Raw genomic sequence first — 22,138 nt, 5'->3', positions numbered from 1 at the left:
GCTCAGTTCTTCGATGCCCTCGGCACGAGGTCGTGCTCGGGCTCGATGTCGCTGGCGGGCACGAGGCCATGCTCCTCGAGGGCCTTGCGCAGCTGCTCGGCGGAGTTGATGTTGAGCGGGCTGCTCGTCCACGCCGGGATCGGCAGGTTGAGGAAGCGCTCCTCCGTGACCGCCGGCAGGTCCTTGGTCGCCGGGTTGCTCTTGAGCACCTCGACCTTGTCCTCGAAGCTCTGCCCGTCGTAGTCGACGAAGGCGAAGAAGTCCGGGTCGGAGGAGACGAGCTGCTCCCACGAGACCTCGGTCCAGGTGTCCTCGACCTCGGCCGTGGCATTGCGCGCTCCCGCGGCCTCGATGATCGCCTGCGGGCCGCCGAAGGAGCCGGAGGTGAAGATCTGCTTGGTGCCGGAGTCGAAGAGGAAGACCGTCGGGGCCTTCGTGGGCTGCGGCGCGGCCTCGAGGGCCTTGAGCCGCGCATCGATGTCGGCGTTGACCTCCTCGGCCTCCTCCTCGTGGCCGGTGATCTTGCCGAGGTTGTCGATGTCGGCCGACAGTGCCTCCCACGGCGGCATCGTCCCCCGCTTGCCGTCGGCCTGGCGGCAGCTCTCGGACAGGACGTACGGGGCGATGCCGCGCTGCTCGAGCAGGTCGGGGGTGAGGTTCTTCTCCTCGGAGTAGCCGTAGTTCCAGCCGGCGAGCATGACGTCCGGCTCCTGCGCGATGACGTTCTCCATCGTCGGGTAGTCCTTCGTCGCCACGGGGAGTGCGTCGACGACGTCCGCGCCGTAGGCGGTGGAGAGCGCGGCCTTGGTGTCGCTCAGCGCGCTGACGCCGGCCACCTGGTCCTGTGCGCCGAGCGAGAGCACCATGGCGAGCAGGTTGCCGTCACCGCCGACGTACATCCGCTCCGCAGGCGAAGGGAGGGTCACGTCGGTGTCGCAGTTGGAGATCGTCACCTCGCCGTCGGCGGCGGTGGTGTCGGTGCCGCTGTCACCGCCGCAGGCGGCGAGCAGGCCCGCCGCGAGGACCGCGACGGTGGCGTGGGCAGGGCGAAGGGGGATCATGCGTGGGCCTTCCGGTGGGCGGGGACGGGCGCTCCTGCGCCCACGACGAGGTGGACCCGACTGGTGGCCGGGTCGGTGAGGTGCCGCGCCTCGACGTCGAAGACCTCGCGCAGGACCTCTGGGGTGAGCACGTCGGCGGGGTGACCGACGCCGTGCAGGCGGCCGTCGTGCAGGACCGCGACGGCGTCGAAGTGGGCGGCCGCGAGCTGCAGGTCGTGCACGGCGGCGATCACCGTGCACCCGAGCGAGCGCACCGTCTCGAGCAGCTGGATCTGGTGGTGCACGTCGAGGTGGTTGGTCGGCTCGTCGAGGACGAGCAGGTCGCTGCCCTGCGCGATGCCGCGGGCGAGCATCGCCCGGCGGCGCTCGCCACCGGACAGGTGCTGGCAGGGGTGGTCGACCTTGTCCGCGAGGTCGACGTGCTCGAGGGCGGCGAGGACGAGGTGACGCTCCCCCTTCGCGTCGAGGGCCCACGGCGGCCGGTGCGGGATGCGGCCCATGGCGACCATCTCGCCGACGAGGAGGTCCTCGGGCGGTCCGTCCTCCTGCGCGACGTGGGCCAGTCGGGTCGCCCGCTGCCGCGGGGTCAGGTCGGCCAGGTCGACACCGTCGACCTGCACGGTCCCGGCGACGGGGCGGCGCAGGCCGGTGAGGGCCCGCAGGAGCGTCGACTTGCCGCTGCCGTTGCGCCCGACGATCGCGAGCATCGAGCCGCGCGGCACGTCGAGATCGACGCCGGAGACGATGGTGCGCCCGCCGATCGCGGCGGCGAGCCCGTGGCAGGTCAGGTGGCTCATTCGCCGCCTCCCGAGTAGGTGTAGTGACGGCGGCCGAGCAGCAGGAGGAAGACGGGTGCCCCGACCAGACCGGTGACCACGCTGAGCGGGATCTCCTGGGGCGCGACGACGGTCCGGGCAGCGACGTCGACCCAGAGCATGAAGAGGGCGCCACCGACCGCGGCGACCGGCAGGACGACGCGGTGCCGTGCCCCGACGACGATCCGGGCCAGGTGCGGGACGACGAGACCGACGAAGCCGATCCCCCCGGACACCGCGACGAGCACGCCGACGAGCACGGAGACGAGGACGAAGAGGGCGATGCGCAGGCCCTTGACCGGCACGCCGAGCGCGGAGGCCACGTCGGCGCCGGCGGCGAGCGCGTCGAGCCACGAGTGCAGCGCGACGAGCAGGAGCGTCGCGAGCACGACGACGATGACCGACGGCAGGATCTGCTCCCACACCGAGCCGGAGAGGCTGCCGAGCAGCCAGAAGAGCACCGACTGGGTCGCCCGCGGGTCGGCGCTGAAGAAGACGAGGAAGCTCGAGACGGAGGAAAAGGCGGCCGACATGACCACGCCCGTGAGGACGAGCCGAAGGGGGGTGATCCCGCCCTGGGCCATGGAGATCCCGAAGACGAGGGCGGTCGCGAGCAGCGCGCCGCCGAGGGCGCCGGCGGACAGCGCCCAGATGCCCAGACCGCTGAAGACCCCGAGGACGATGACGAGCGTGGCGCCGACGCCGGCGCCCGAGGAGACCCCGAGCAGGTAGGGGTCGGCGAGCGGGTTTCGCACGAGCGTCTGCATGCACGCACCGGCGATGGACAGCCCCGCGCCGACGACGACGGCCATGATGACGCGCGGCGCGCGCAACTCCCAGACGATCGTGTCGTAGGTCGGGTCGCTGCCCCGGCCGCCGGCGAGCCGCGCGCGCAGCACGTCGACGACGCCGGAGACGCTGAGCGGCTCGGAGCCGAAGGCGAGCGAGACCACCGCGCTCACCGCCGTCGCCACGACGAGCGCGACGAGGAGCGGGACGGCGGGGACACGTCGTCCGCCGGGACGGTCGTGGGACACCGGGGTCTCCAGATGCATCGGGGGCCTGATCGCGAGGCCGGTCGGATGTGACGAGCCAGCAGGTCTTCGGACTCGGGGTCATCCCGACGGGGCGCCTTCCCGGGCTGGTTGCCCAGTGGCGTCGTACCCCGCCAGTCACCCTCACCGCTGCGCGACAGTCCCGGACTTGCACCGGGTTCCCTCTGCACTGGTGTGCGTCTGGCTCGCCCCCGACCCTACGGCACCGCCTGCCGCGACCTCCCTTCGCCTCCTAGACTCGGGGCACACCGCACGCACAGAGGGGACCACCATGCGCGGACGCAGGACCTGGGGTGCGCTCGTCGCGCTGACGCTGACGGTGGGCGGCTGCTCGCTCATCGAGGGCGACGACGACGCGACCTCGTCGCCCACCTCGAGCAGCGCCACGAGCCGGCCGAGCTCGACGCCGGCGCAGTCGAGCTTCGAGCTCTTCGACCCGCCGCGCGAGGGCCGCGACTGGGTGGTCCTCGTCGAGGACCCGGGCGACACCGACAGGGTCGCCGACGAGCTCGAGGCCGAGGGCCTCTCGCTCACCTCCGTCAACACCGCGGTGGGCATGGTGACCCTGCGCAGCGAGGACGACGACGTCGCCGAGCGGGCGAAGGGGGTCGACGGCGTCACCGACGCGGTGACCGACCGCAGCGCCTCCTGGACCCCCGAGCCGCCTGCCGAGCCCGACCCGGGCGACACGACTCCCGCAGCGGACCTCCCTTCGCCCCCGGACGTGCCGGAGGGTGGCGACCCCCTCGACGGCTGGCTCTGGGGCATGGAGGCGGTCAATGCGCGCGGCGCCCACGAGGTGACTCCCGGGCGCCCCGAGGTGCGCGTCGGGGTCATGGACACCGGCATCGACGCCAGCCACCCCGACCTGGCGCCCGTGCTCGACAGGGGCCTGTCCAAGAGCTTCGTCAGCGACATCCCCGACATCGACGGCGAGTGCGAGCACGAGAACTGCATCGACCCCGTCGGCGAGGACGACGGCGGGCACGGCACCCACGTGGCCGGCACGATCGCCGCCGCGGCCAACGACCTCGGCGTCACCGGCGTGGCCCCGGGCGTGACGCTCGTCGACCTGCGGGCCGGGCAGGACGCCGGGCTCTTCTTCCTCGGCCCCACGGTCAACGCCCTGACCCACGCCGCCGACCAGCGGCTCGACGTGGTCAACATGAGCTTCTACGTCGACCCGTGGCTCTACGCCTGCGAGGGCGGGGCGCCGGGCGACAGCCCGGAGCAGGCCGCCTTCCAGGACGTCATGCTCGAGCTCGTCCACCGGTCGCTCGACCTCACCCACGAGGCCGGCGTGACCCTCGTGACCTCCGCTGGCAACGACGGCGCCGACATGGGCGACCCGAGCCGCGACAGCTCGAGCCCCAACTACGGCGGCGACCCGCGCAACCGGACCATCGACCCAAAGACCTGCGAGCGACTGCCGCTGGCCGGCGAGCACGTCATCTCGGTCGCCTCGGTGGACGAGGGCAATGTGCGCTCGACCTTCAGCAACTGGACCTCGACGCCCGACGACGGCCTCGTCGACGTCGCCGCCCCCGGCGGCGAGGAGACCTCGGGCCGCGGCGGCATCCTCTCCGCGGCCTCGCGCTCCGTGGTCACGGCCGAGGGCCTCGTCGACGCCGAGGGCCGGGTCACCGAGACCGGCGCCGACATCGTCGTGCGCAGCTGCCCCGAGTCGATCAGCGGCAACGACCCCGACCCCGACGGCCGGTGCGGCCTCTACGTCTGGAACCAGGGCACCTCGATGGCCTCGCCCCACGCCTCGGGCGTCGCCGCGCTGATCATCAGCGCCCACGGCGACCGGATGGCCCCGGACGACGTGGCCGAGCGGCTCGGCGAGAGCGCCACCGAGATCCCCTGCCCCGGTGACGAAGGGAGCGTGCGTTGCGTCGGCGACGACCAGCGCAACGGCATCTTCGGCGAGGGCGTCGTCAACGCCGACCGGGCGGTGCGCTGAGCCGCTAGGGCGTGTTGCTATATCCGAGTTGGCGATGGAGTGGCAGGGACAGCGCGGCCGGTCAGCGAAGCGACACGGGGAACAGTTCGGTTCGGGCGATGGCCTGGTCTCGGTCGTTTGCGAGGGCCAGGCGTGCGGGATCGGCGAGGTACGCGTCAAGCGCGGTCTGATTCGGGAAGCGGTAGAGCTGGACCTCGTGCGGTCGACCATTCGATCCATCGCTCACAGCGCGGCGGATGACCTCTCCACCATGGGCGGGAACAAGGGCGAGCACCCGGTCCTCATAGGCAGAAAGGCTGAGGGCCTCGCCTTCGTGCGCCCATAGAAAGCAGCAGAGCTCGATCTCGATGTCGTTGGTCATTTGCCGATCCTAGGGTGCGACCCCCTGCCAGTGCAGATCCAGTGGAGCGTCGCGGCGAGGCAGAGTCCGGCGTGGTAGTTGCGGGCGGTCTTGTCTGAGCGCATCGCGATTCCGCGCCACTGCTTGAGTTTGTTGAAGCATCTCTCGACGACGTTGCGATCACGGTAGCGGTCCCGTTGCTGCTCGCCGAAGTCGATCGGTCGCCCGCGGCGCTTGCGGCGGCGAGCGATCTGATCGTCGCGCTCGGGTATTGTCGCCGCGATCCCGCGCTGACGCAGCCACGCCCGGTTCGCCTTGGACGGGTAGCCCTTATCCGCGAGCACCCGGTCCGGCCTTGACCGTGGCCTGCCCCTCGCGCCTGGGACGCGGATCTCGCTCAGCGTCGCGCTCAGCATGCTGGTGTCCGCAGCCTGCCCGGGAGTGAGGATGAACGCGAGGGCTCGGCCCTTCCCGTCGCAGACCAGGTGATTCTTCGTCGTCAGCCCACCGCGGGATCGGCCGATTGCGTGGTCGGGCGGTTCCTCACCGAACTTTTTGTAGTTCGACTGATCCCCCTGTGGTGCGCGGAAGTGTCGCACCGTGCTGGTGTACGCGCACGATCGTCGAATCGATCGACGCGACCCAGTCCAGATCCCCGGACTCGCGTGCGAGGGATTGCGTCTTCTCCAACACCCGCGCCCACACCCCCTGCTCGGACCACCGGTTGAAGTTCTTGTAGATCGTGTTCCAGTTGCCGAACCGTTCCGGCAGGTCCCGCCACGGAGCCCCTGTCCGGAACCGCCACGCCACCGCCTCCACCACGACCCGACGATCCGCCGGCGGACGCCCTCTCGGCTTCGCTCGCGGGAAGAGCGGCTCGATCTCAGCCCATGCATCATCGGAGACCACGTCACGCGACATGCCTCAAGCGTGACCGATCACTGCGATCGGACCTTTAGCAACACGCCCTAGGCCACGCACTCCCCCGTGTCGACGGCCGCCCCGGCCCGCAGGCCGGCCTCGACCACCGGGCGGGTCTCCTCGAGGGTGAGCACGTAGGCGGTGCGCTCGTCGGTGGGTGACTTCGCGAAGACCGTGCCCACGACCTGGCCCGTCGGGGACAGGAGCGGGCCACCCGAGTTGCCCTGCTGGACCTGCGCATTGATCGAGTAGATGTCGCGGGTGACGCCGAGGGACCCGTCGATGCCGGCCCCGCGGGCCTGCAGGACGTCGCGGACCCGGCCGGCCTCGAGGTCGTAGGGGCCGCCGAGCGGGAACCCGGCGACGACGACGTCGTCGCCGTGGGCCTGCCGCTCGCCGGTGGGCAGGGCCGGCGCCTCGAGGTCGGGCACGGCGAGGACCGCGACATCGCGCTTGGGGTCGAAGGCGACGGTCGTCGCGGCATAGGAGCGCCCGGTACCGCCGACCTGGACCCGGGGTCGGTCGACGCCGGCGACGACGTGCGCATTGGTCACCACCCGCTGGTCGGCGGCCACCCACCCGCTGCCGGTCTGGGTGCGACCGCAGGCGCCGCCGGCGACCCGGACGACCGACTGGCCGGCCGCCTCGATGCCGCGCCCCTGCGTCACCCCCTCGGCCGGGGCCTCGACGGGCCGGATCTCCTCGGGGGCCACGCCCGCGAAGACCCGCGGCAGCCCGCTGTCGAGCGAGCGGTAGGCGCCCGCGACGGCCCGGTCGGCCGACGCCGGCATCACGCGGTCGATGCCCTGCAGGACCCGGGAGTCGGAGACGGCCTGCGGCGTCGACGAGAGCCCGCCGACGACCGCGGACGCGGCCAGCCACACGAGCCCCGCCCCGACGACGAGGGCGCCGGCCGCACCGAGGAGGGAGTCGGTCACGCGCGCCGAGCGGCTCTCGAGCCGCGATCGCCAGCGCGCTCCCATCGCGGCCCCGAGCTGCTGGCCGAGCACCGCGGCGACGGCAGTACCGCCGACGAGGAGGGCGATCCGGGCGGCCGGGTCACCGTCGGCCGGCGACCACCGGTCGAGCAGGGTCGGCAGGCCCCAGAGGGCGAGCAGCCCACCGCCGAGCAGCCCCACCAAAGCCAGCGCCCCGGCGACCAGCCCGGCGCGGTACATGCCGATGACGTAGAGGCCGAGCGCGAGCACGAGGACCAGGTCGAGTGCGAGGGCTGAGGTCACAGTGCGCTCCCGGGTGCAGGTGGGTGGGCCCCGTGGGACTCGAACCCACAACCTACGGATTAAAAGTCCGCAGCTCTGCCAATTGAGCTAGAGGCCCGGGGGATGGGGACTTTAGTCGGGACATCCCTGGGAACTTTCATGGGGAGAATACGCGGATGTAGATGGTGGATCGCGACAGGGCGGCCCTTGGTCTCGCCTGGGACCGCCCTGTTGCTGCATTCCAACCGTGAAGCATCAGCTTCGCCGTGATCGGACTCCGACTGGCATCGTCAGGGATGTCTGCTCCGCTCACGCTGCAGCGACCGCATCAGAGGAGTCCCCAGCAACCAGTCCGCTGAGGTCAGTTCCGCAACTGGGGTCGCACCGAAGTTGAGTCCCGCATAGTGGATGCTCCTATTGCTGTCAAGCGTCCTGTGGTGGGCTGATCTTGTCCAGAGCGAGGGTGGCTAGGCGTTCGAGTTCGGGGTCGGCGCGGGTGCCGATCTCGAGTCGTCGTAGGCGCTGGTAGGGGACGCCAAGGCTTTGAGCCAGGACGCTGATCGGGGTGCCGATCGCCTGTCGCCGGGCTCGGAGCTCGTGTCCGGCCGGGTGGTCCTTGGCAGGGTTGAGCAGGGCGGCGTAGACCTCGTTCGCGACATGTCGTTTCAGGCACCGCATGATGTCGCGGTCCGTGAGTTGCTCTGCGCGACGCCGTTCGAAGTAGACCGTCGTGCGCGGCTCGCGGTGCCGCATGCGCAGCAGCACGATGCGGTGCAGGGCGGCGTTCGCGTGCCGGTTCCCGCCGCGAGAGAGCCGGTGCCGTGTGCGTTGCCCGGACGAGGCGGGGATCGGGGCGACGCCGGCGAGAGCGGCGAAGCTCGCCCGGGTGCCGAGCCGCTCGGGGTTGTCGCCGGCGGCGACCAGGAGCGTCGCGGCGGTGACCGGGCCGACTCCGCTCAGTGACAGCAGCGTGGGGTTGACTTGCCGGGCGAGGAAGTCCAGCTGCTGTTCAATGAGGTCGATCTCAGCTTGCATCGTGAGGTAGCGAAGCGCGAACCGCCGCAGTGTCTGCCGGGCGACCACGTCCGGGTCAGGAGACGGGATCGTCCCGGGCCTGGTCTTTGCGAGCGTGTTCACCAGTCGCTGCCCGCTGAGGTGTCGGAATGCTTGTCGCACCAGCTCGGGCGCGGTGATCAGCAGTGCATGGATCTGGTTCATTACCTGTGCTCGCGCCTTCGCTGCGGAGCGTCGCTCTGCCAGCAGGATCCGCATCGACTCGACTGCTCCGTCACCAGACTTCGGGATCGCGGTGTCGGTGCCGGCTAGGACCGCGACGGCTGCCTGGTGCGCGTCGAGCGGGTCGGACTTGCCTCGACGCCGTCGTGTTTGCCGGTCCTGGCGTGCGACTTCAATGACGGTCAGACCGGCGGCGTTCAGCGCTCGGACGAGACCGGCCCCGTAGGAACCAGTCCCCTCAACACCAACCCGTGCGACATCGCCGTGCTCGTGGAGGAACGCGATGACCTGCGCGTAGCCGCGGCCGTCTGCGCGGAACTCTCGGTCGGCGACAGGTCTGCCGACGAGATCGAGGATTGCGACGTGATGCGTGTTCTTGTGCGTGTCGACGCCTGCGACCAGCCCGGACGGTGGCGGTAGCGGGTTGGTGAGCGGCGCGTCGGGTGTCATGCTCGTCATTGACGGGAATCCCTTCCAACGGTGGGTGAACGTCACCGCGGGTCGGGTGAGTGCAGACAGCACAAAGGTGAGACGACTTCCCGGTCAGGCTCCTATCAAGTCATGTACCCGCCCGGCCCGCAGCGACCCCGGCGTCGACGGACAGATCCACAAAAAGACAGCCGCGAACGGCGTCCGTGTAATTTCGGGTCACGCCGGCGCCGGAGCCGAATCCATCATCTCTGTGTAGCGCATGGTGGCCACGTCGTCCGTTACGGACGTAGGCGCGGTCACCGTGTGATCCTTCGAGTGAACCTCTCACAGCACCCTCGAACGGAGTCATGGGTCTGCCCCCGATCTGGTTGACACTCGGGGTTTGCAGTAATCACGCCGCTTCTGCGGTCGCGTAGATCATCTCAAACTCGACAGGGGTGAGCTTCCCGAGGGCGCGTTGGCGCCGGCGTCGGTTGTACTTGGTCTCGATCCAGGTGACGATCGCGAGGCGGAGGTCTTCGCGGGTGTCCCAGCGCTGGGTGTCGAGGACGTTCTTCTGCAGCAGGGAGAAGAAGCTCTCCATGCTGGCGTTGTCGCCGGCGCCGTAGGAGCGGCCCATCGAGCCGATCAGGTCGTTGTTCGCGAGCAGCCGCTGGGTCTTCTTGGCCCTGAATTGACCGCCCCTGTCCGAGTGACAGATCGTCCCGGTCGGCGATCGGAGCGCGACGGCGTTGCGCATCGCGGCCCGGGCGAGCGATGACTTCATCCGTGAGTCGATGGAGTAGCCCACGATCCTGTTCGACCAGACGTCTTTGATCGCGCAGATGTAGAGCTTCCCCTCCCGCGTGGGGTGCTCCGAGATGTCCCACAGCCACACCTTGTTCGGCCCATCGGCCACGAACTCGTGACGGACCACGCCGTGCTCGTCGACCACTGCGAGGAGGTCGTCGTGCGGCGCCGGCCCGGTGGAGCCCGCCTTGCTGCGCTTCTTGTGGTGTGACGCGGTGATGCCCGCGATGCGGCAGAGCCGGTGCACGCGGTTCTCGCCGACTCTGATGCCGTGCTCGAGGTCGAGCTCGTCGGTGAGGAACCTGTAGCCGAGGGTGGCGTCGTCCTCATGAAGGTCGTAGAGAACGTCGATGAGGTGCGCGTCGTCCCAGTCCCGCTGACAGACCGGGTCTTTGAGCCACTTGTAGTACCCCTGGGTCGACAAGCCCAGGACCCTGCACGCCACCGCGACCGGCACCCTGATCAGGGCACCGGCCGCGGCCATCTCACGGACGAGCGGGAAGACTATTTTCCCGGCAGGTTGGCCTGCGACAGGTAGGCAGCTGCCCTGCGCAGGACCTCGTTCTCCTGCTCGAGGAGCCGGATCCTCTTGTTCGCCTCACGCAGCTGCTTGCGCTCGTCGTCGGTCAGGCCGGTGCGCTTGCCGTCCTCGATGTCGGCCTGCTTCATCCAGTTCGCCAGCGAGCCTTCGGAGATGCCGAAGTCCTTCGCGATCTGCGACAAGGGCGCCTGACCCTTGCGGGCCACGGCCACGACGTCGTCACGGAACTCTTTGGGGTAGGGCTTTGCCACGGGGACATCCTTCCGCCTAAGGCCGAAACCTCAGAGATCAGGTGTCAACCGAACTCGGGGCAGACCCCATCACGATGACCGCACCACACATTGTCGACCCTGCCGGCCTGCTTGGTGAAGCCCTGAGCGAAGCCAGTCCTGATCTGATGCGGCATCTGCTGCAGACGATGATCAACACCGCACGCTTGATCTGAGGGTCCTACTGAAGCGGCTGGCAGAGCCGCAACGTGTTGCCGAACGGGTCCGGGACCACGATGGTTGGGCCGCCCGGGAAGGATGGGTCAATGCCCGGGCGGAGCTTGGGGTGTGGGCGTGATCGAAGGTCAGCCAGCAGGGCGTCGATGTCGAGTACCGGTATCCAGGTCACGGATCCGGGCACTCCATCACCGTGGTGCTCCGAGAGGTCTATGACTGCGTCGTCGCGACGTGCCCTGACGTACAGGGGAAACCCCGGTTCGAACCGGTGCTCCCACTCTGGCGTGAAGCCGAGGTAGTTGAGGTAGAACTCCCGCGCGAGTTGCTCGTCTTGCACTCGGATCACGGGTATTGCCCCGCCAAGGCCAGCTGAAGAGGGCGTAAGTGCGGCGTGCGCGGTGTTCCAGTCTCTGTACCCAAGTTGTTGGGCGACCACCTCGAGCGCCTGGCTGTACGTGACCGACACGTCCAGCGTGGCGAGTGAGGTGCGCAGCGCCCGGGCGGAAGCCTTGGCCTGGTCGAGGGTCGTCGTCATGTCGAGTCGCTCTCTGGGTGTGCAGTACAGCCGGTGCTCGCGTTACCGACCAAGACACCCTTGGAGGGAGCGCACGGACGGAAAGGATGTCCCGATCACTTCACCTCACCGATGACCGGCGCGAGCGGCGGGCGTGATCGTCAGCCCCCAGCAATGTACCGGGAGCTGATCCGCCAGCGCCGGTCGCAGCTGAGCATCGAATGAGATACGCCAGCAGCACTGTGCGGAATCGCTCCATCGTCTTATGGGAGGAGCGCCACCATCGAACTGGCCCCGGCTGATACGGCGGCGGTGATGACGGCTCAACGCTCGCATGTCGTTCCGCTCCACGACCTTGGGCGTCCGAGGGTTGATGCCGATCGCGTCCCAAACGGACGCGACCTCGCCCCCAGCAAACCTGGGACTTTCCGCGCCACCAGCTAAAGTCCCCATCCCCCAGAGGCCCGGCGCGCACAGCGTAGTGGCCCGGACGAGGGCCGGCGGCGGCGCTCCCTTCGCCCCGCCCTCAGGTGCCCCTTTGCCCATCCGACGTGATCTGCGGCACAGTGACCTGATGCCCCGCGGAGACCCTGCGGGCCGAGCCCGAGAGGACGCGATGAGCACCCTGGATCCCGCGCCGAAGAAGGTCGCCGTCATCGGCGCCGGCATGGTCGGACTGTCCACCGCCTGGTTCCTGCAGGAGCACGGTGTCGAGGTCGAGGTCCTCGACCGGGACGGCGTCGCCGCCGGCTCCTCGTGGGGCAATGCCGGCTGGATCACCCCCGGCATCTCCACGCCGCTGCCGGACCCGGCCGTCCTCTCCTACGGGATCAAGGCGGTCATCTCCCCCGCGTCCCCGGTCTACGTGCCGGTGACGGCCGACCCGCGGCTGCTGCGCTTCCTCGCGACCTTCACCCGCAACAGCACGATGCGGCGGTGGAGCCGCTCGATGCGTGCCCTCGTGCCGATCAACGGTCACGCGATCAGTGCCTTCGAGGACCTCGCCGCTGGCGGCGTGGACTCCCCTGCGCGAGAGGCGCGCTCGTTCATCGCGGGCTACGAGACCAAGGAGCAGACCGAGTTCCTGCTCACCGAGCTCGAGCACATCGCCGCCTCCGGTCAGGACGTCGGCTTCGAGGAGCTCACCGGCGACGAGGTCCGCGCCGCCGAGCCGACCTTCTCCGACCGGATCGGCGCCGGCATCCGACTGCTCGGCCAGCGTTACCTCAACCCCGGCGAGTACGTCGCGGCCCTCGCCGACTCGGTGCGGGCGCGTGGCGGCACGATACGCGAGGGCGCCGAGGTCACCGGCATCACCGACGAGACGAAGGGAGTGCGCCTGGCCGTCCGCGGCGGCGGCGACGAGCGCTTCGACCGGGTCGCCGTCGCCACCGGCACCTGGCTCGACCACCTCGCCCGCCCCTTCGGCGTGCGCATGCACGTCCAGGCCGGCCGCGGCTACAGCTTCAGCGTCCCGATCGACCACACCCCGCAGGGCCCGGTCTACCTGCCCGCCCAGCGCGTCGCCTGCACGCCTCTGGGCGACCGGCTCCGGGTCGCCGGGATGATGGAGTTCCGCAAGCCCGACGCGGCGCTCGACCCGCGCCGGATCACCGCGATCGTCGACGCGGCCCGCCCCTACCTCACCGGCGTCGACCTCGACGACCGGCAGGACGAGTGGGTCGGCTCGCGCCCGTGCACCTCCGACGGGCTGCCGCTCATCGGCGTGACGAGCTCCCCGCGGGTGTGCGTCGCCGGCGGCCACGGCATGTGGGGCATCACGCTCGGCCCGGCCACCGGCCGCCTGCTCGCCGAGGCGATGGTCACCGGTCGTCCGGCGGCGGAGCTGACCCCCTTCGACCCCCTGCGCTGAGCGACGGGTCGGTGTACGAGGGTGAGCCCCGGCGCACCGCGATACATCAACTCGGCTGCGAGAGGTCAGGCGATGAGCACCGCGACGGTGTGAATCGCCAGACCGGCGAGCGCGCCGACGACGGTGCCGTTGATCCGGATGAACTGCAGGTCCCGACCGACGAAGAGCTCGATCCGCTCGCTCGCCTCGTCGGCGTCCCAGCGCTCGACGGTCACCGAGATGACCTCGGCGAGCTCGTCGCCGTAGGTGTTGACGAAGAAGGCCACGATCTCGCCGAGGTGAGCCTCGAGGCGCTGCTGCCAGGCCTCGTCGTGCGCGAGGTGGTCCCCCAGGTGGGCGAGCAGCTCGTCGCCGCGCCGCCAGAAGTAGGAGTCGCGGTCGGCCATCGCGCCCATGAGCGAGGTGCGCAGCGACTGCCACACGGCCACCGCGCTCGTCGAGACCTGCGGGTGGGCGAGCAGCCGCTCCTTGAGCGCCTCGGCGCTCGCCATGACCTCGGGGTCGTGCTGCAGGTCGGCGGCGAGTCGGCGGAGCAGGTCGTCGAGGGCGGAGCGGGCTGGGTGCCGCGCGTCGGAGCGCATCTCGTCGAGCCAGGTCAGCGCCTGACGGTAGGTCCAGTCGATGACCTTGTCGTCGACCCACTCGGGGGTCCACCACGGCGCCTTGTCGCCGACGACCTGCTTGAAGAGCTCGGGGTTGTCCCGCAGCCAGCGGCTGATCTCGTCGATGCCGAGGTCGACGAGCCCGGTGTGGCTGCCCCCGTCGACGACGCCCTCGAGGAGCGATCCCGCGATCGGGCTGATCGGCTCCTGCGACAGCCGCGGCAGGAGGAGCTGCTCGAGGAAGTCACGGACGTCGTCGTCGTCGACCCGCTCGAGCGCACGCGTGCCCCCACGCGCGACCTCCGTGAGCACCCGCTGCCGGTGGTCGGCACCGCCGAGCCAGGCGCCGAGGCGCTGCGCGACGTGCGCCGAGGCCAGGCGGTCGCGGGCGATCTCCTCGGTGAGGAAGTTGTCGGCGACGAACTCCTGCAGGCTGCGCCCGAGCTCGTCCTTGCGCTTCTTGACGAGCGCCGTGTGCGGCACGGGCAGACCGAGCGGGTGGCGGAAGAGCGCGGTCACGGCGAACCAGTCGGCGAGGGCGCCGACCATCGCCGCCTCGGCGGCGGTGTTGACGAAGCCCCACACCCCGCCGTGGTCGAGGCGCAGGGTGGCGACGAAGACGATCGCAGCGAGGAAGAGCAGGCCGGTGGCGACGAGGCGCATGCGGCGCAGGCCGGCCCGGCGCCGCTCGTCCGCCGGGGACTCTTGGAGGAAGCTCACGCCCCGATGATCCCCCATCGCGCGGCCTACACTGGACTCCCGTGGAGTTCCTCAACGGCCTGATGCCTCAGTTCGACCTGACCTACGACGACGTCTTCATGGTGCCGCGGCGCAGCGAGATCGCCAGCCGCCACGAGGTCGGCCTGACCACTGCCGACGGCACCGGCACGACCATCCCGCTCGTCGTCGCCAACATGACGGCCATCGCCGGGCGCCGCATGGCCGAGACGACCGCCCGCCGCGGCGGCCTGACGGTCATCCCCCAGGACATCCCCGTCGAGGTCGTCGCCGAGGTCATCTCCTGGGTCAAGAGCCGTGACCTCGTCCACGACACCGCGATCACCTTCGAGCCGACGGTGACCGCCGGCGAGGCGCTGGCGCTCATCACCAAGCGCGCACACGGCGCCGGCATCGTCGTCGAGGACGGTCGCCCGGTGGGCGTCGTCACCGAGCGCGACCTCGACCGCGTCGACCGCTTCACCCAGGTCCGTGACGTCATGTCGCCCGAGCCGATGACACTGCCGGCCGACGCCGACCCGCGCGCCGCCTACGAGGAGCTGCACCGGGCCCGCCGCCGCGTGGCGCCTGTCGTCGACGCCGACGGCCGCCTCGTCGGCATCCAGACGAGGAAGGGGGCGGTCCGCGCGAGCATGTACACCCCCGCCGTCGACGCACAGGGCCGGCTGCGCGTCGCCGCAGCCGTCGGCATCAACGGCGACGTCGGCGGCAAGGCCGCCGCGCTGCTCGACGCGGGCGCCGACGTCCTCGTCGTCGACACCGCCCACGGGCACCAGACCAAGATGCTGGACGCGCTCGCCGCGGTCCGCGCCCTCGACCCGCAGGTCCCCGTCGTCGCGGGCAACATCGTCTCGGCCGCCGGCACCCGCGAGCTCATCGAGGCGGGCGCCGACATCGTCAAGGTCGGCGTGGGCCCGGGGGCGATGTGCACGACGCGGATGATGACCGCCGTCGGCCGCCCGCAGTTCTCCGCGGTCCTCGAGTGCGCGGGCGCTGCCCGCGAGCTCGGCAAGCACGTGTGGGCCGACGGTGGCGTCCGCCACCCCCGCGACGTCGCCCTCGCCCTGGCCGCCGGCGCGAGCAATGTCATGATCGGCTCGTGGTTCGCCGGGACCCTCGAGTCCCCCGGCGAGCTCGTCACCGACCCCGACGGGCGCAGCTACAAGGAGTCCTTCGGCATGGCCTCCGCGCGGGCGGTGCAGAACCGCACGGCGAGCGATTCCCCCTTCGACCGCGCCCGCAAGTCCCTCTTCGAAGAGGGCATCTCCAACTCCCGGATGTACATCGACCCGGCCGGGCCCGGCGTCGAGGACGTCATCGACGAGATCATCGGCGGCGTGCGCAGCTCGTGCACCTATGCCGGCGCCACGTCGCTCGAGGAGTTCCGCGAACGGGCGCTCGTCGGGCTCCAGTCGACGGCCGGCTTCGCCGAGGGCCGACCGCTGCACACCTCCTGGTGACGTCGTGAGGTCCCTCGAGCCGCTGCAGGCGCCCGTCGACCCGGTCGAGGCGCTGCGCCGGGTCGGCTTCCTCCTCGAGCGCTCCCGGCAGCACAGCCGGCGGGTCGAGGCCTTCCGCGGGGCCGTGGCCGTCCTGCGCGACCTCGACGAAGGGGAGGTCCGCCAGCGGGTCGAGGACGGCACCGTCACCGAGCTCGCCGGCATCGGTAAGTCCACCGCCGGCGTCATCGAGCAGGCCGTGCGCGGCGAGCTGCCCGACTACCTCGCCCGGCAGCAGGAGGAGCACGGCGGGCCGCTCGTCGAGGGCGGCGAGGACTACGCCGCGGCGATCATCGGCGACTGCCACCTGCACTCCGACTGGTCCGACGGCGGCAGCCCGATCGACGAGATGGTCCTCACCGCCGTCGAGCTGGGCCAGGAGTGGATGGTGCTCACCGACCACTCGCCGCGGCTGCGGATTGCGGGCGGCCTGTCGGCGCAGCGCCTCGGTCAGCAGCTGCAGCTCCTCGCGGCGATCGACGACTCGCTCGGCGACTCCTTCACCCTCATGTCCGGCATCGAGGTCGACATCCTCGACGACGGCGACCTCGACCAGACGCCCGAGATGCTCGACCGGCTCGACCTCGTCACCGCCTCGGTCCACTCGAAGCTCAAGATGGCCAGGGCCCCGATGACCCGGCGCATGGTCGCGGCCGTGAGCAACCCGCGGGTCAACGTCCTCGGCCACTGCACCGGCCGCCTCGTCACCGGTTCCCGGGGGACGCGGCCGCAGAGCGACTTCGACGCCCGCGCGGTCTTCGAGGCGTGCGCCGAGCACGACGTCGCCGTCGAGATCAACTCCCGGCCCGAGCGCTGCGACCCGCCGGACGAGCTCGTCGCCCTGGCCCTCGAGATCGGCTGCCTCTTCGCCGTCGACTCCGACGCGCACGCCCCCGGGCAGCTGGAGATGAAGGCCTACGGGGCCGAGCGCGCCGAGCGCCTCGGGGTGCCCCTGGACCGCATCGTCACGACGTGGGACGCCGACCGTCTGCGGGCCTGGGCACGGCCCGGATGACTCGTTTTGGCGATCCGGCTCGAGTCTGCGTATGCTTTCCGAGTCCTCGACGGATTCGGGTGCTGCCTGCTGCGTAGCGAGGGGTTCTCGGAGACGGGTCCCCATCGTCTAGCGGCCTAGGACCCCGCCCTTTCACGGCGGTAGCACGGGTTCGAATCCCGTTGGGGATACGCACAGCAGTATCGTGCACATGCCTTGCACACCAAGGCCCTGTAGCGCAGTTGGTTAGCGCGCCGCCCTGTCACGGCGGAGGTCGCGGGTTCGAGTCCCGTCAGGGTCGCTCGCTGGTCCGGTTCGGACCGGCTCGGCCAGGTAGCTCAGTTGGTACGAGCGTCCGACTGAAAATCGGAAGGTCGGCGGTTCGACCCCGCCCCTGGCCACCGGAGTTTCGTCTCGAAGGGCGCCACCGCACAGCGGTGGCGCCCTTCGACGTTCTCGGCCGCGGCCAACGAGTGCCCCCGACGTCATCACCGCCACCGCCGCGCCGACGCCCTCGGGCGACGGACTGCGACCGGCCCCAGAGGAGGCCTTCGACGACCGCCCGGACGCCTACGACCGGGGCTGCCACACGGAGCCTCGTCAGCCGGTGGGACGAGCTCGCCGACGCCGGGATCCCCGTCGCGGCCCTCACCGACACCCCCACCGTCGACCGGGGCGGCAACGCCCCCGAGTGCGTCGCGAAGCACCGCGACGACACCGACGCCTGCATCCTCGACTCGGCCGAGGGCATGGGGACACCGGCGATGCGCGTCGCGGCCGAGCGCGCCCGGGCCGCCACCCTCGTCGACCTCACCGACGTCGTGTGCCCCGGCGGTACCTGACGACCGGTCTTCGGCAACGTCCTCGTGCAGCGCGACGGGTCGCACCTCACCGACACCTTCGTGCGGGCCGCGGCACCTGCGCTCGAGGCACCGCTGCGCGACCTCGTCACCGGCTCGCGCTGACCACGCCGGGCCGTCGCGCCCTTCGTCGACCGGGCCGGTGACGTGGAAGACTGACCGCTCGTGACCCGATCGACGACAGCTGCCATCCCCCTCCGCGTGCGGCGGGCGGCACGTGCCGCACTGGCCGAGCTCCGCCCGGCCGCGTCACCGCAGACACCGACGGAGCCGGCCGCCGCACCGAAGCCCCGACCGAGCGCGCCGACGGCGACCGAGCCGGAGCCCGCCAGCGAGCCCGCGACCACCGCGACCGCGCCGCACTCCCCCGTGCCGACCCTCGCGCTCACCGTCGCCGTCGCCGCCAGCCCACGCCTGGCCGACCTGCTGGCGCCCGAGTGGGACCAGCGCCCCGTCGAGCGCCGCAGCCACGCCGAGGCGCTCGAGGGCGCCGACCTGCTCCTCCTCGAGGGCCTCGAGGGCTCCGTCCCCGGCTGGGGTGACGGCAGCGCCCTCACCGACCTGCTCACCGCGGCGAAGGGGGCCGGCGTCCCGTCGGTCCTGTGGGTCACCGACGACACCGCCCCCGGCCCGTGGGTCGCGGACGTCGACGTCGTCGGCACCTCCACGACCGCCGCCCGCGAAGCCTTGGCCGCCACCGGCCGCGAGGTCCACGACTGGGCCCCCGCAGCCCAGCCACGCGCCCTCGGCCCGGCCCGTGAGGACGCGACGACCCGCCGCCGCTCGGGCGCCCTCGTCGTCGTCGACGGTCTGTCCCGACTGGGTGACGACTCCTCCCTTCGTCTCGTGGCGGACGCCCTCACGCCGATGCAGCGCTCGGCCACGCACCTCACCCGCCGACCCGGCAAGTCCTCCGTCGTCACCCTTCCACCGGCCCTGGCCGAGCGCGCCGGCGACGACCACCCGCTCGGCGACGCCCGGGTGCTGCTCGACCTGTCGGCCACCACCCCGGCCGCCGCGTGGACCACCGTCGCCGCCGCCGCGGCGCAGACCCCCGTCGTCGGCACCACCACGCACGCCGACCTGCCCGCCGAGGTCGACGCGCTCGTCCCCCGCGTCGAGGACGCCAAGTCGCTGCGGAGCGAGCTCGTCGCCCGGGTCAACCAGGAGGAGCTCGTCGCCCGCGAGGGGCGGCGCCTGCAGCGCGCCGTCCTCGCCGGGCACACCGGCGCCCACCGCGCCCGTGCCCTCGCGAGCGCCGCCGGGCTCGACGTGCCCGCCATCGCCCCCGCGACCATCTCCGCGGTGGTGCCGACCAACCGCACCCACGAGCTCGACAACGTCTTCGCCAACCTCGGCCGTCAGGACCACCCGGCGACCGAGCTCGTCCTCGTGCTGCACGGCCTCGACACCGACGACGCCGAGCTGCGCCGCCGGGCCACCGAGGCGGGCGTGCGCGACCTGCAGATCGTCCACGCCGACGGCTCGCTCACCCTCGGCGCGTGCATGAACCTCGGCGTCGACGCCGCCGGCGGGCAGTACATCGCCAAGATGGACGACGACAACATCTACGGACCGCGCTACCTGTCGGACCTGCTCGCCGCCTTCGCCTACACCGACGCCGGGATCGTCGGGAAGTGGGCGCACTACGTGTGGCTGCGCTCCACCGGCGCCGTCGTCCTGCGCTACCCCGACTCCGAGCACCGCTACGAGCGGCGCATCCAGGGCGGCTCGATGCTCTTCGCCGGTGACGTCGCCCGCGAGGTGCGGTTCAGCGACATCCCGCGCGCCGTCGACTCCGACATCCTCGACCGCTCGATGGAGCAGGGCGTGCGCGTCTACTCCGGCGACCGCTACAACTACGTGTCGGTGCGCGGCGACGACCGGCACTCGCACACCTGGACGGTCACCGACTCGACCTTCCTCACCGCGACCGGGCGTCTGCTCTTCTACGGTGACCCGACGACCCACGTGAGCCTCTGACCCGCGGCGACCCCGCGCCCCGACGACGACAAGGACCCCCATTGGCCCCCATCGACAAGAATGCTGCGAAGTCCCAGGGCAAGCGCGCCGCCCGCGCGGTCGTGCGCCGGATGCGTCTCGACCCGCTGGCGACCCTGCCCAACCAGGGCGGCTCCGTCGGCAAGCGGGCGATCTTCGCCCAGGCCCGGTTGCTCGTGCTGTCGGGGCGGCAGTTCGAGCAGGGGCTGCGCCTGCTGGCCCGGGTCCCCGAGTCGGCCCTCGGCGCCACCGGGCACGGCCTGCGCGCCTGGTCGCACCTGTCCCTCGGCCAGCTCGACGAGGCCGTCGAGGAGGCCTGGGCGGCCGTGCGCCTGGAGCCCGACGCCGAGGCGATCGGCCTGTCGATGGCCGTGGCCCAGCGGGCCAACCACAAGGACCTCATCACCCGGGTCAACGAGCTCGCGGCGACGACGACCCCGCGCACGACCAAGGACGCCGAGCGGCTCCTCGGGTGGTACACCTCCAAGGACGTCGACCAGGCCGAGGCCTTCCTCGCCAATGTCGACAGGTGGAAGGTCAGCCACTCCTCGCACTCGCTGGAGCTGATCCGCACCGAGACCGCGATCCGTGCCGCGGGCGAGCCCGACGACCAGCGGGCCACGGCCCTCGAGGTCGGGCGCAGCGGCAAGGCCGGCTTCCGCTCGGCCACCCGCGCCCTGGGCAACCTCAAGGGCTGGGACGAGCTGCGCGAGCTCTACCGCGAGCACGACCTCGAGACCATCGCCGTCGTGCCCAACAAGACCTCGCTCTCGCTGGCCCAGCGGGCCGCCCGCGCCGGCTGGCTGGACACCGCCCAGGTCATCACCGGGCGGCTCATCGAGCTCGGCCACAAGAAATCGCGCGCCACCCACGACCAGGTCTCCGACCAGATCCACATCGGCCGCACCGGCTGGCCCGTCGACGAGGCCCACGAGCGCTCCTACGAGCCCCGCCCGCGCGCCGTCCTGTCGGTCCTGGCCCAGTCGCTGCCGCACCGCTCCGGCGGCTACGCCACCCGCAGCCACGGCATCCTCACCGGGCTGCAGGGCCTGGGCTGGGACATGCTCGCCGCGACCCGTCTGGGCTTCCCCTACGACTTCTGGGGCCAGGGCGACACCCGCGAGGTCGAGCCCTTCGACGTCGTCGACACGATGACCTACCGCCGCCTGCTCGAGCCGGGCGAGCGCGAGTACCGGACCACCCCGATGGCCGGCTACATCGAGCGCTTCGCCGAGCGCCTCGAGGAGGTCGCCCGCGAGCACCGCGCCGGCCTGATCCACGCGAGCAGCTTCCAGAACAACGGCCTCGCCGGGCTGCGGGCCGCCCGCCGGCTCGGCATCCCCTTCGTCTACGAGATGCGCGGTCTCGAGGACCTGATGAAGATCTCGCGCAACCCCGAGTTCGGCCGGACCGACGCCTACCGCTACATGACCGGCCTCGAGCTGCACATCGTGCAGCAGGCCGACCTCACCTTCGTCATCACCGAGGCGCTGCGCGAGGAGATGATCCGTCGTGGCGGCCCCGCCGACCGGATCGCCCTGCTGCCCAACGGCGTGCACACCGCGCAGTTCGAGCCCCGTGAGCCCGACCAGGAGCTGCTCGACGAGCTCGGCCTGCGCGACAAGACGGTCATCGGCTACGCCGGCGGGCTCGTCGACTACGAGGGCCTTGACCTGCTGCTGCTCGCCGCCGCGGAGCTGAAGAAGACCCGCGACGACTTCGCCGTGATCATCGTCGGCGACGGGCACTTCGAGGGGCAGCTGCACCGTATGGCCCGCGAGCTCGACGTCCTCGACGTCGTCACCTTCACCGGGCGCGTCCCGCACGAGCAGGTCGCCCGCTACCTGTCGATCTTCCAGATCACCCCCTTCCCGCGGCTGCCGCTGCCGGTGTGCGAGCTGATCAGCCCGATCAAGCCCTTCGAGTCGATGGCGATGGGCAAGGCCTGCATCTCCAGCTCGGTCGCGGCCCTCACCGAGATCGTCAAGCCCGACGAGCGCGGCCTGGTCTTCGCCAAGGGCGACGCCCAGGACTTCGCCCGGCAGATCGCGCGCTACCTCGACGACCCGGCGCTGCGTGAGCGGATGGGCCGGCAGGCCCGCGAGTGGGTCCTCGCCGAGCGCGACTGGAGCGATGTCACCAAGATCGCCGACGAGGCCTACCACCGCCTCCTCGGCTGACCGCCCGTGCCCATGACGAAGGGGGGCGCTCACCTCGCGGTGAGCGCCCCCCTTC

17 protein-coding genes, 4 tRNA genes, 1 pseudogene and 1 riboswitch are annotated in these 22,138 nt (G+C 71.3%); of the genes and pseudogenes, 11 read left to right on the top strand and 11 right to left on the bottom strand.

Translation table 11 applies throughout. The features are described 5' to 3' along the window. Positions 1 to 2: 2 nt before the first annotated feature. From H7A72_RS01375 to H7A72_RS01365, 3 genes are read right to left on the bottom strand one after another with little or no spacing between them, the layout of a single operon-like run. Entirely contained in the window at positions 3 to 1,061 is a 1,059-nt protein-coding gene (locus tag H7A72_RS01375) for an ABC transporter substrate-binding protein (RefSeq protein WP_185221394.1), read from the bottom strand. Further along, complete coding sequence (locus tag H7A72_RS01370) at positions 1,058 to 1,858, bottom strand: ABC transporter ATP-binding protein (RefSeq protein ID WP_185221393.1); 801 nt, start codon at positions 1,856 to 1,858, stop codon at positions 1,058 to 1,060. The genes H7A72_RS01375 and H7A72_RS01370 overlap by 4 nt, the downstream gene beginning before the upstream one ends. Beyond that, positions 1,855 to 2,913: an iron ABC transporter permease gene (locus H7A72_RS01365; protein ID WP_223277729.1), complete on the bottom strand. Its 1,059-nt coding sequence runs from the start codon at positions 2,911 to 2,913 to the stop codon at positions 1,855 to 1,857. Before H7A72_RS01365 ends, H7A72_RS01370 begins: the two co-directional genes overlap by 4 nt. Before the next feature lie 39 nt (positions 2,914 to 2,952). Next, positions 2,953 to 3,131: riboswitch (cobalamin riboswitch) on the bottom strand. Between the two features lie 71 nt (positions 3,132 to 3,202). On the opposite strand from H7A72_RS01365, the gene H7A72_RS01360 reads away from it, so the two are divergent. Next, the gene (locus tag H7A72_RS01360; protein WP_185221392.1) at positions 3,203 to 4,897 is read left to right on the top strand and encodes a S8 family serine peptidase; all 1,695 of its coding nucleotides are present in this window, start codon (positions 3,203 to 3,205) and stop codon (positions 4,895 to 4,897) included. A gap of 61 nt (positions 4,898 to 4,958) precedes the next feature. Here the strand turns inward: H7A72_RS01360 and H7A72_RS01355 are convergent, their stop codons facing one another. The 6 genes and pseudogenes from H7A72_RS01355 to H7A72_RS01330 all read right to left on the bottom strand — a co-directional run bounded on the left by H7A72_RS01355 (position 4,959) and on the right by H7A72_RS01330 (position 10,627). Then, positions 4,959 to 5,258, bottom strand: coding sequence for a hypothetical protein (locus H7A72_RS01355; RefSeq protein ID WP_084451238.1), 300 nt, complete (start codon positions 5,256 to 5,258; stop codon positions 4,959 to 4,961). After that, positions 5,255 to 6,158: pseudogene (locus H7A72_RS01350) on the bottom strand (IS5 family transposase). Before H7A72_RS01350 ends, H7A72_RS01355 begins: the two are co-directional and overlap by 4 nt. Before the next feature lie 47 nt (positions 6,159 to 6,205). Next, the gene (locus H7A72_RS01345; protein ID WP_185221391.1) at positions 6,206 to 7,399 is read right to left on the bottom strand and encodes a MarP family serine protease; all 1,194 of its coding nucleotides are present in this window, start codon (positions 7,397 to 7,399) and stop codon (positions 6,206 to 6,208) included. Between the two features lie 24 nt (positions 7,400 to 7,423). Then, positions 7,424 to 7,496: transfer RNA gene (locus tag H7A72_RS01340), tRNA-Lys, on the bottom strand. A 305-nt stretch (positions 7,497 to 7,801) separates the two neighbouring features. Then, the gene (locus tag H7A72_RS01335; RefSeq protein WP_223277728.1) at positions 7,802 to 9,064 is read right to left on the bottom strand and encodes an IS110 family transposase; all 1,263 of its coding nucleotides are present in this window, start codon (positions 9,062 to 9,064) and stop codon (positions 7,802 to 7,804) included. 373 nt (positions 9,065 to 9,437) lie between these two features. Continuing rightward, positions 9,438 to 10,627, bottom strand: a protein-coding gene (locus H7A72_RS01330) for an IS3 family transposase (RefSeq protein ID WP_223277727.1) whose coding sequence is annotated in 2 segments (ribosomal slippage) — positions 9,438 to 10,346 and positions 10,349 to 10,627 — 1,188 coding nt in all. Because the reading frame shifts where the segments join, the coding sequence is not laid out codon by codon here. A 41-nt stretch (positions 10,628 to 10,668) separates the two neighbouring features. Here H7A72_RS01330 and H7A72_RS01325 point away from each other — a divergent pair. After that, entirely contained in the window at positions 10,669 to 10,821 is a 153-nt protein-coding gene (locus H7A72_RS01325) for a hypothetical protein (RefSeq protein WP_185222433.1), read from the top strand. A 5-nt stretch (positions 10,822 to 10,826) separates the two neighbouring features. Here the strand turns inward: H7A72_RS01325 and H7A72_RS01320 are convergent, their stop codons facing one another. Next, positions 10,827 to 11,357, bottom strand: a complete 531-nt coding sequence (locus H7A72_RS01320) for a glyoxalase superfamily protein (protein WP_185221390.1) — start codon at positions 11,355 to 11,357, stop codon at positions 10,827 to 10,829. 595 nt (positions 11,358 to 11,952) lie between these two features. Here H7A72_RS01320 and H7A72_RS01315 point away from each other — a divergent pair. Then, on the top strand, positions 11,953 to 13,209 hold the full coding sequence (locus tag H7A72_RS01315) for an FAD-binding oxidoreductase (protein ID WP_185221389.1): 1,257 nt from the start codon (positions 11,953 to 11,955) through the stop codon (positions 13,207 to 13,209). A gap of 65 nt (positions 13,210 to 13,274) precedes the next feature. Here the strand turns inward: H7A72_RS01315 and H7A72_RS01310 are convergent, their stop codons facing one another. After that, entirely contained in the window at positions 13,275 to 14,531 is a 1,257-nt protein-coding gene (locus H7A72_RS01310) for a DUF445 domain-containing protein (protein ID WP_185221388.1), read from the bottom strand. A 41-nt stretch (positions 14,532 to 14,572) separates the two neighbouring features. On the opposite strand from H7A72_RS01310, the gene H7A72_RS01305 reads away from it, so the two are divergent. The 8 genes from H7A72_RS01305 (at position 14,573) to H7A72_RS01270 (ending at position 22,083) form a co-directional block, all read left to right on the top strand. Beyond that, positions 14,573 to 16,009 carry a GuaB1 family IMP dehydrogenase-related protein gene (locus H7A72_RS01305; protein ID WP_185221387.1) on the top strand — a complete coding sequence of 479 codons (1,437 nt, stop codon included), beginning with the start codon at positions 14,573 to 14,575 and terminating at the stop codon, positions 16,007 to 16,009. A gap of 4 nt (positions 16,010 to 16,013) precedes the next feature. After that, positions 16,014 to 17,063 (top strand): PHP domain-containing protein, encoded by a 1,050-nt coding sequence (locus H7A72_RS01300; RefSeq protein ID WP_223277726.1) that lies wholly within the window; start codon positions 16,014 to 16,016, stop codon positions 17,061 to 17,063. A 97-nt stretch (positions 17,064 to 17,160) separates the two neighbouring features. Next, a tRNA-Glu gene (locus H7A72_RS01295) sits at positions 17,161 to 17,233 on the top strand. Positions 17,234 to 17,269: 36 nt separating this feature from the next. After that, positions 17,270 to 17,343 (top strand) — tRNA-Asp (locus tag H7A72_RS01290). 26 nt (positions 17,344 to 17,369) lie between these two features. Then, positions 17,370 to 17,443: transfer RNA gene (locus H7A72_RS01285), tRNA-Phe, on the top strand. 36 nt (positions 17,444 to 17,479) lie between these two features. After that, positions 17,480 to 17,884, top strand: coding sequence for a hypothetical protein (locus H7A72_RS01280; protein ID WP_185221385.1), 405 nt, complete (start codon positions 17,480 to 17,482; stop codon positions 17,882 to 17,884). A 183-nt stretch (positions 17,885 to 18,067) separates the two neighbouring features. Continuing rightward, positions 18,068 to 19,885 (top strand): glycosyltransferase, encoded by a 1,818-nt coding sequence (locus H7A72_RS16845; protein WP_185221384.1) that lies wholly within the window; start codon positions 18,068 to 18,070, stop codon positions 19,883 to 19,885. A gap of 41 nt (positions 19,886 to 19,926) precedes the next feature. Further along, the gene (locus tag H7A72_RS01270) at positions 19,927 to 22,083 is read left to right on the top strand and encodes a glycosyltransferase family 4 protein (protein WP_223277725.1); all 2,157 of its coding nucleotides are present in this window, start codon (positions 19,927 to 19,929) and stop codon (positions 22,081 to 22,083) included. The last annotated feature ends 55 nt before the right edge of the window (positions 22,084 to 22,138 follow it).

It is taken from the genome of Janibacter sp. YB324 (assembly GCF_014217915.1).
GTDB classification, from domain to species: domain Bacteria; phylum Actinomycetota; class Actinomycetes; order Actinomycetales; family Dermatophilaceae; genus Janibacter; species Janibacter indicus.
This window is presented reverse-complemented; position numbering and strand designations above follow the sequence as displayed.

Bases quoted from the DNA above. Each gene is read 5' to 3' on its own strand.
- H7A72_RS01375 (WP_185221394.1), bottom strand. From the start codon at position 1,061: ATGATCCCCCTTCGCCCTGCCCACGCCACCGTCGCGGTCCTCGCGGCG.
- H7A72_RS01370 (WP_185221393.1), bottom strand. From the start codon at position 1,858: ATGAGCCACCTGACCTGCCACGGGCTCGCCGCCGCGATCGGCGGGCGC.
- H7A72_RS01360 (WP_185221392.1), top strand. From the start codon at position 3,203: ATGCGCGGACGCAGGACCTGGGGTGCGCTCGTCGCGCTGACGCTGACG.
- H7A72_RS01355 (WP_084451238.1), bottom strand. From the start codon at position 5,258: ATGACCAACGACATCGAGATCGAGCTCTGCTGCTTTCTATGGGCGCAC.
- H7A72_RS01335 (WP_223277728.1), bottom strand. From the start codon at position 9,064: ATGACACCCGACGCGCCGCTCACCAACCCGCTACCGCCACCGTCCGGG.
- H7A72_RS01320 (WP_185221390.1), bottom strand. From the start codon at position 11,357: ATGACGACGACCCTCGACCAGGCCAAGGCTTCCGCCCGGGCGCTGCGC.
- H7A72_RS01315 (WP_185221389.1), top strand. From the start codon at position 11,953: ATGAGCACCCTGGATCCCGCGCCGAAGAAGGTCGCCGTCATCGGCGCC.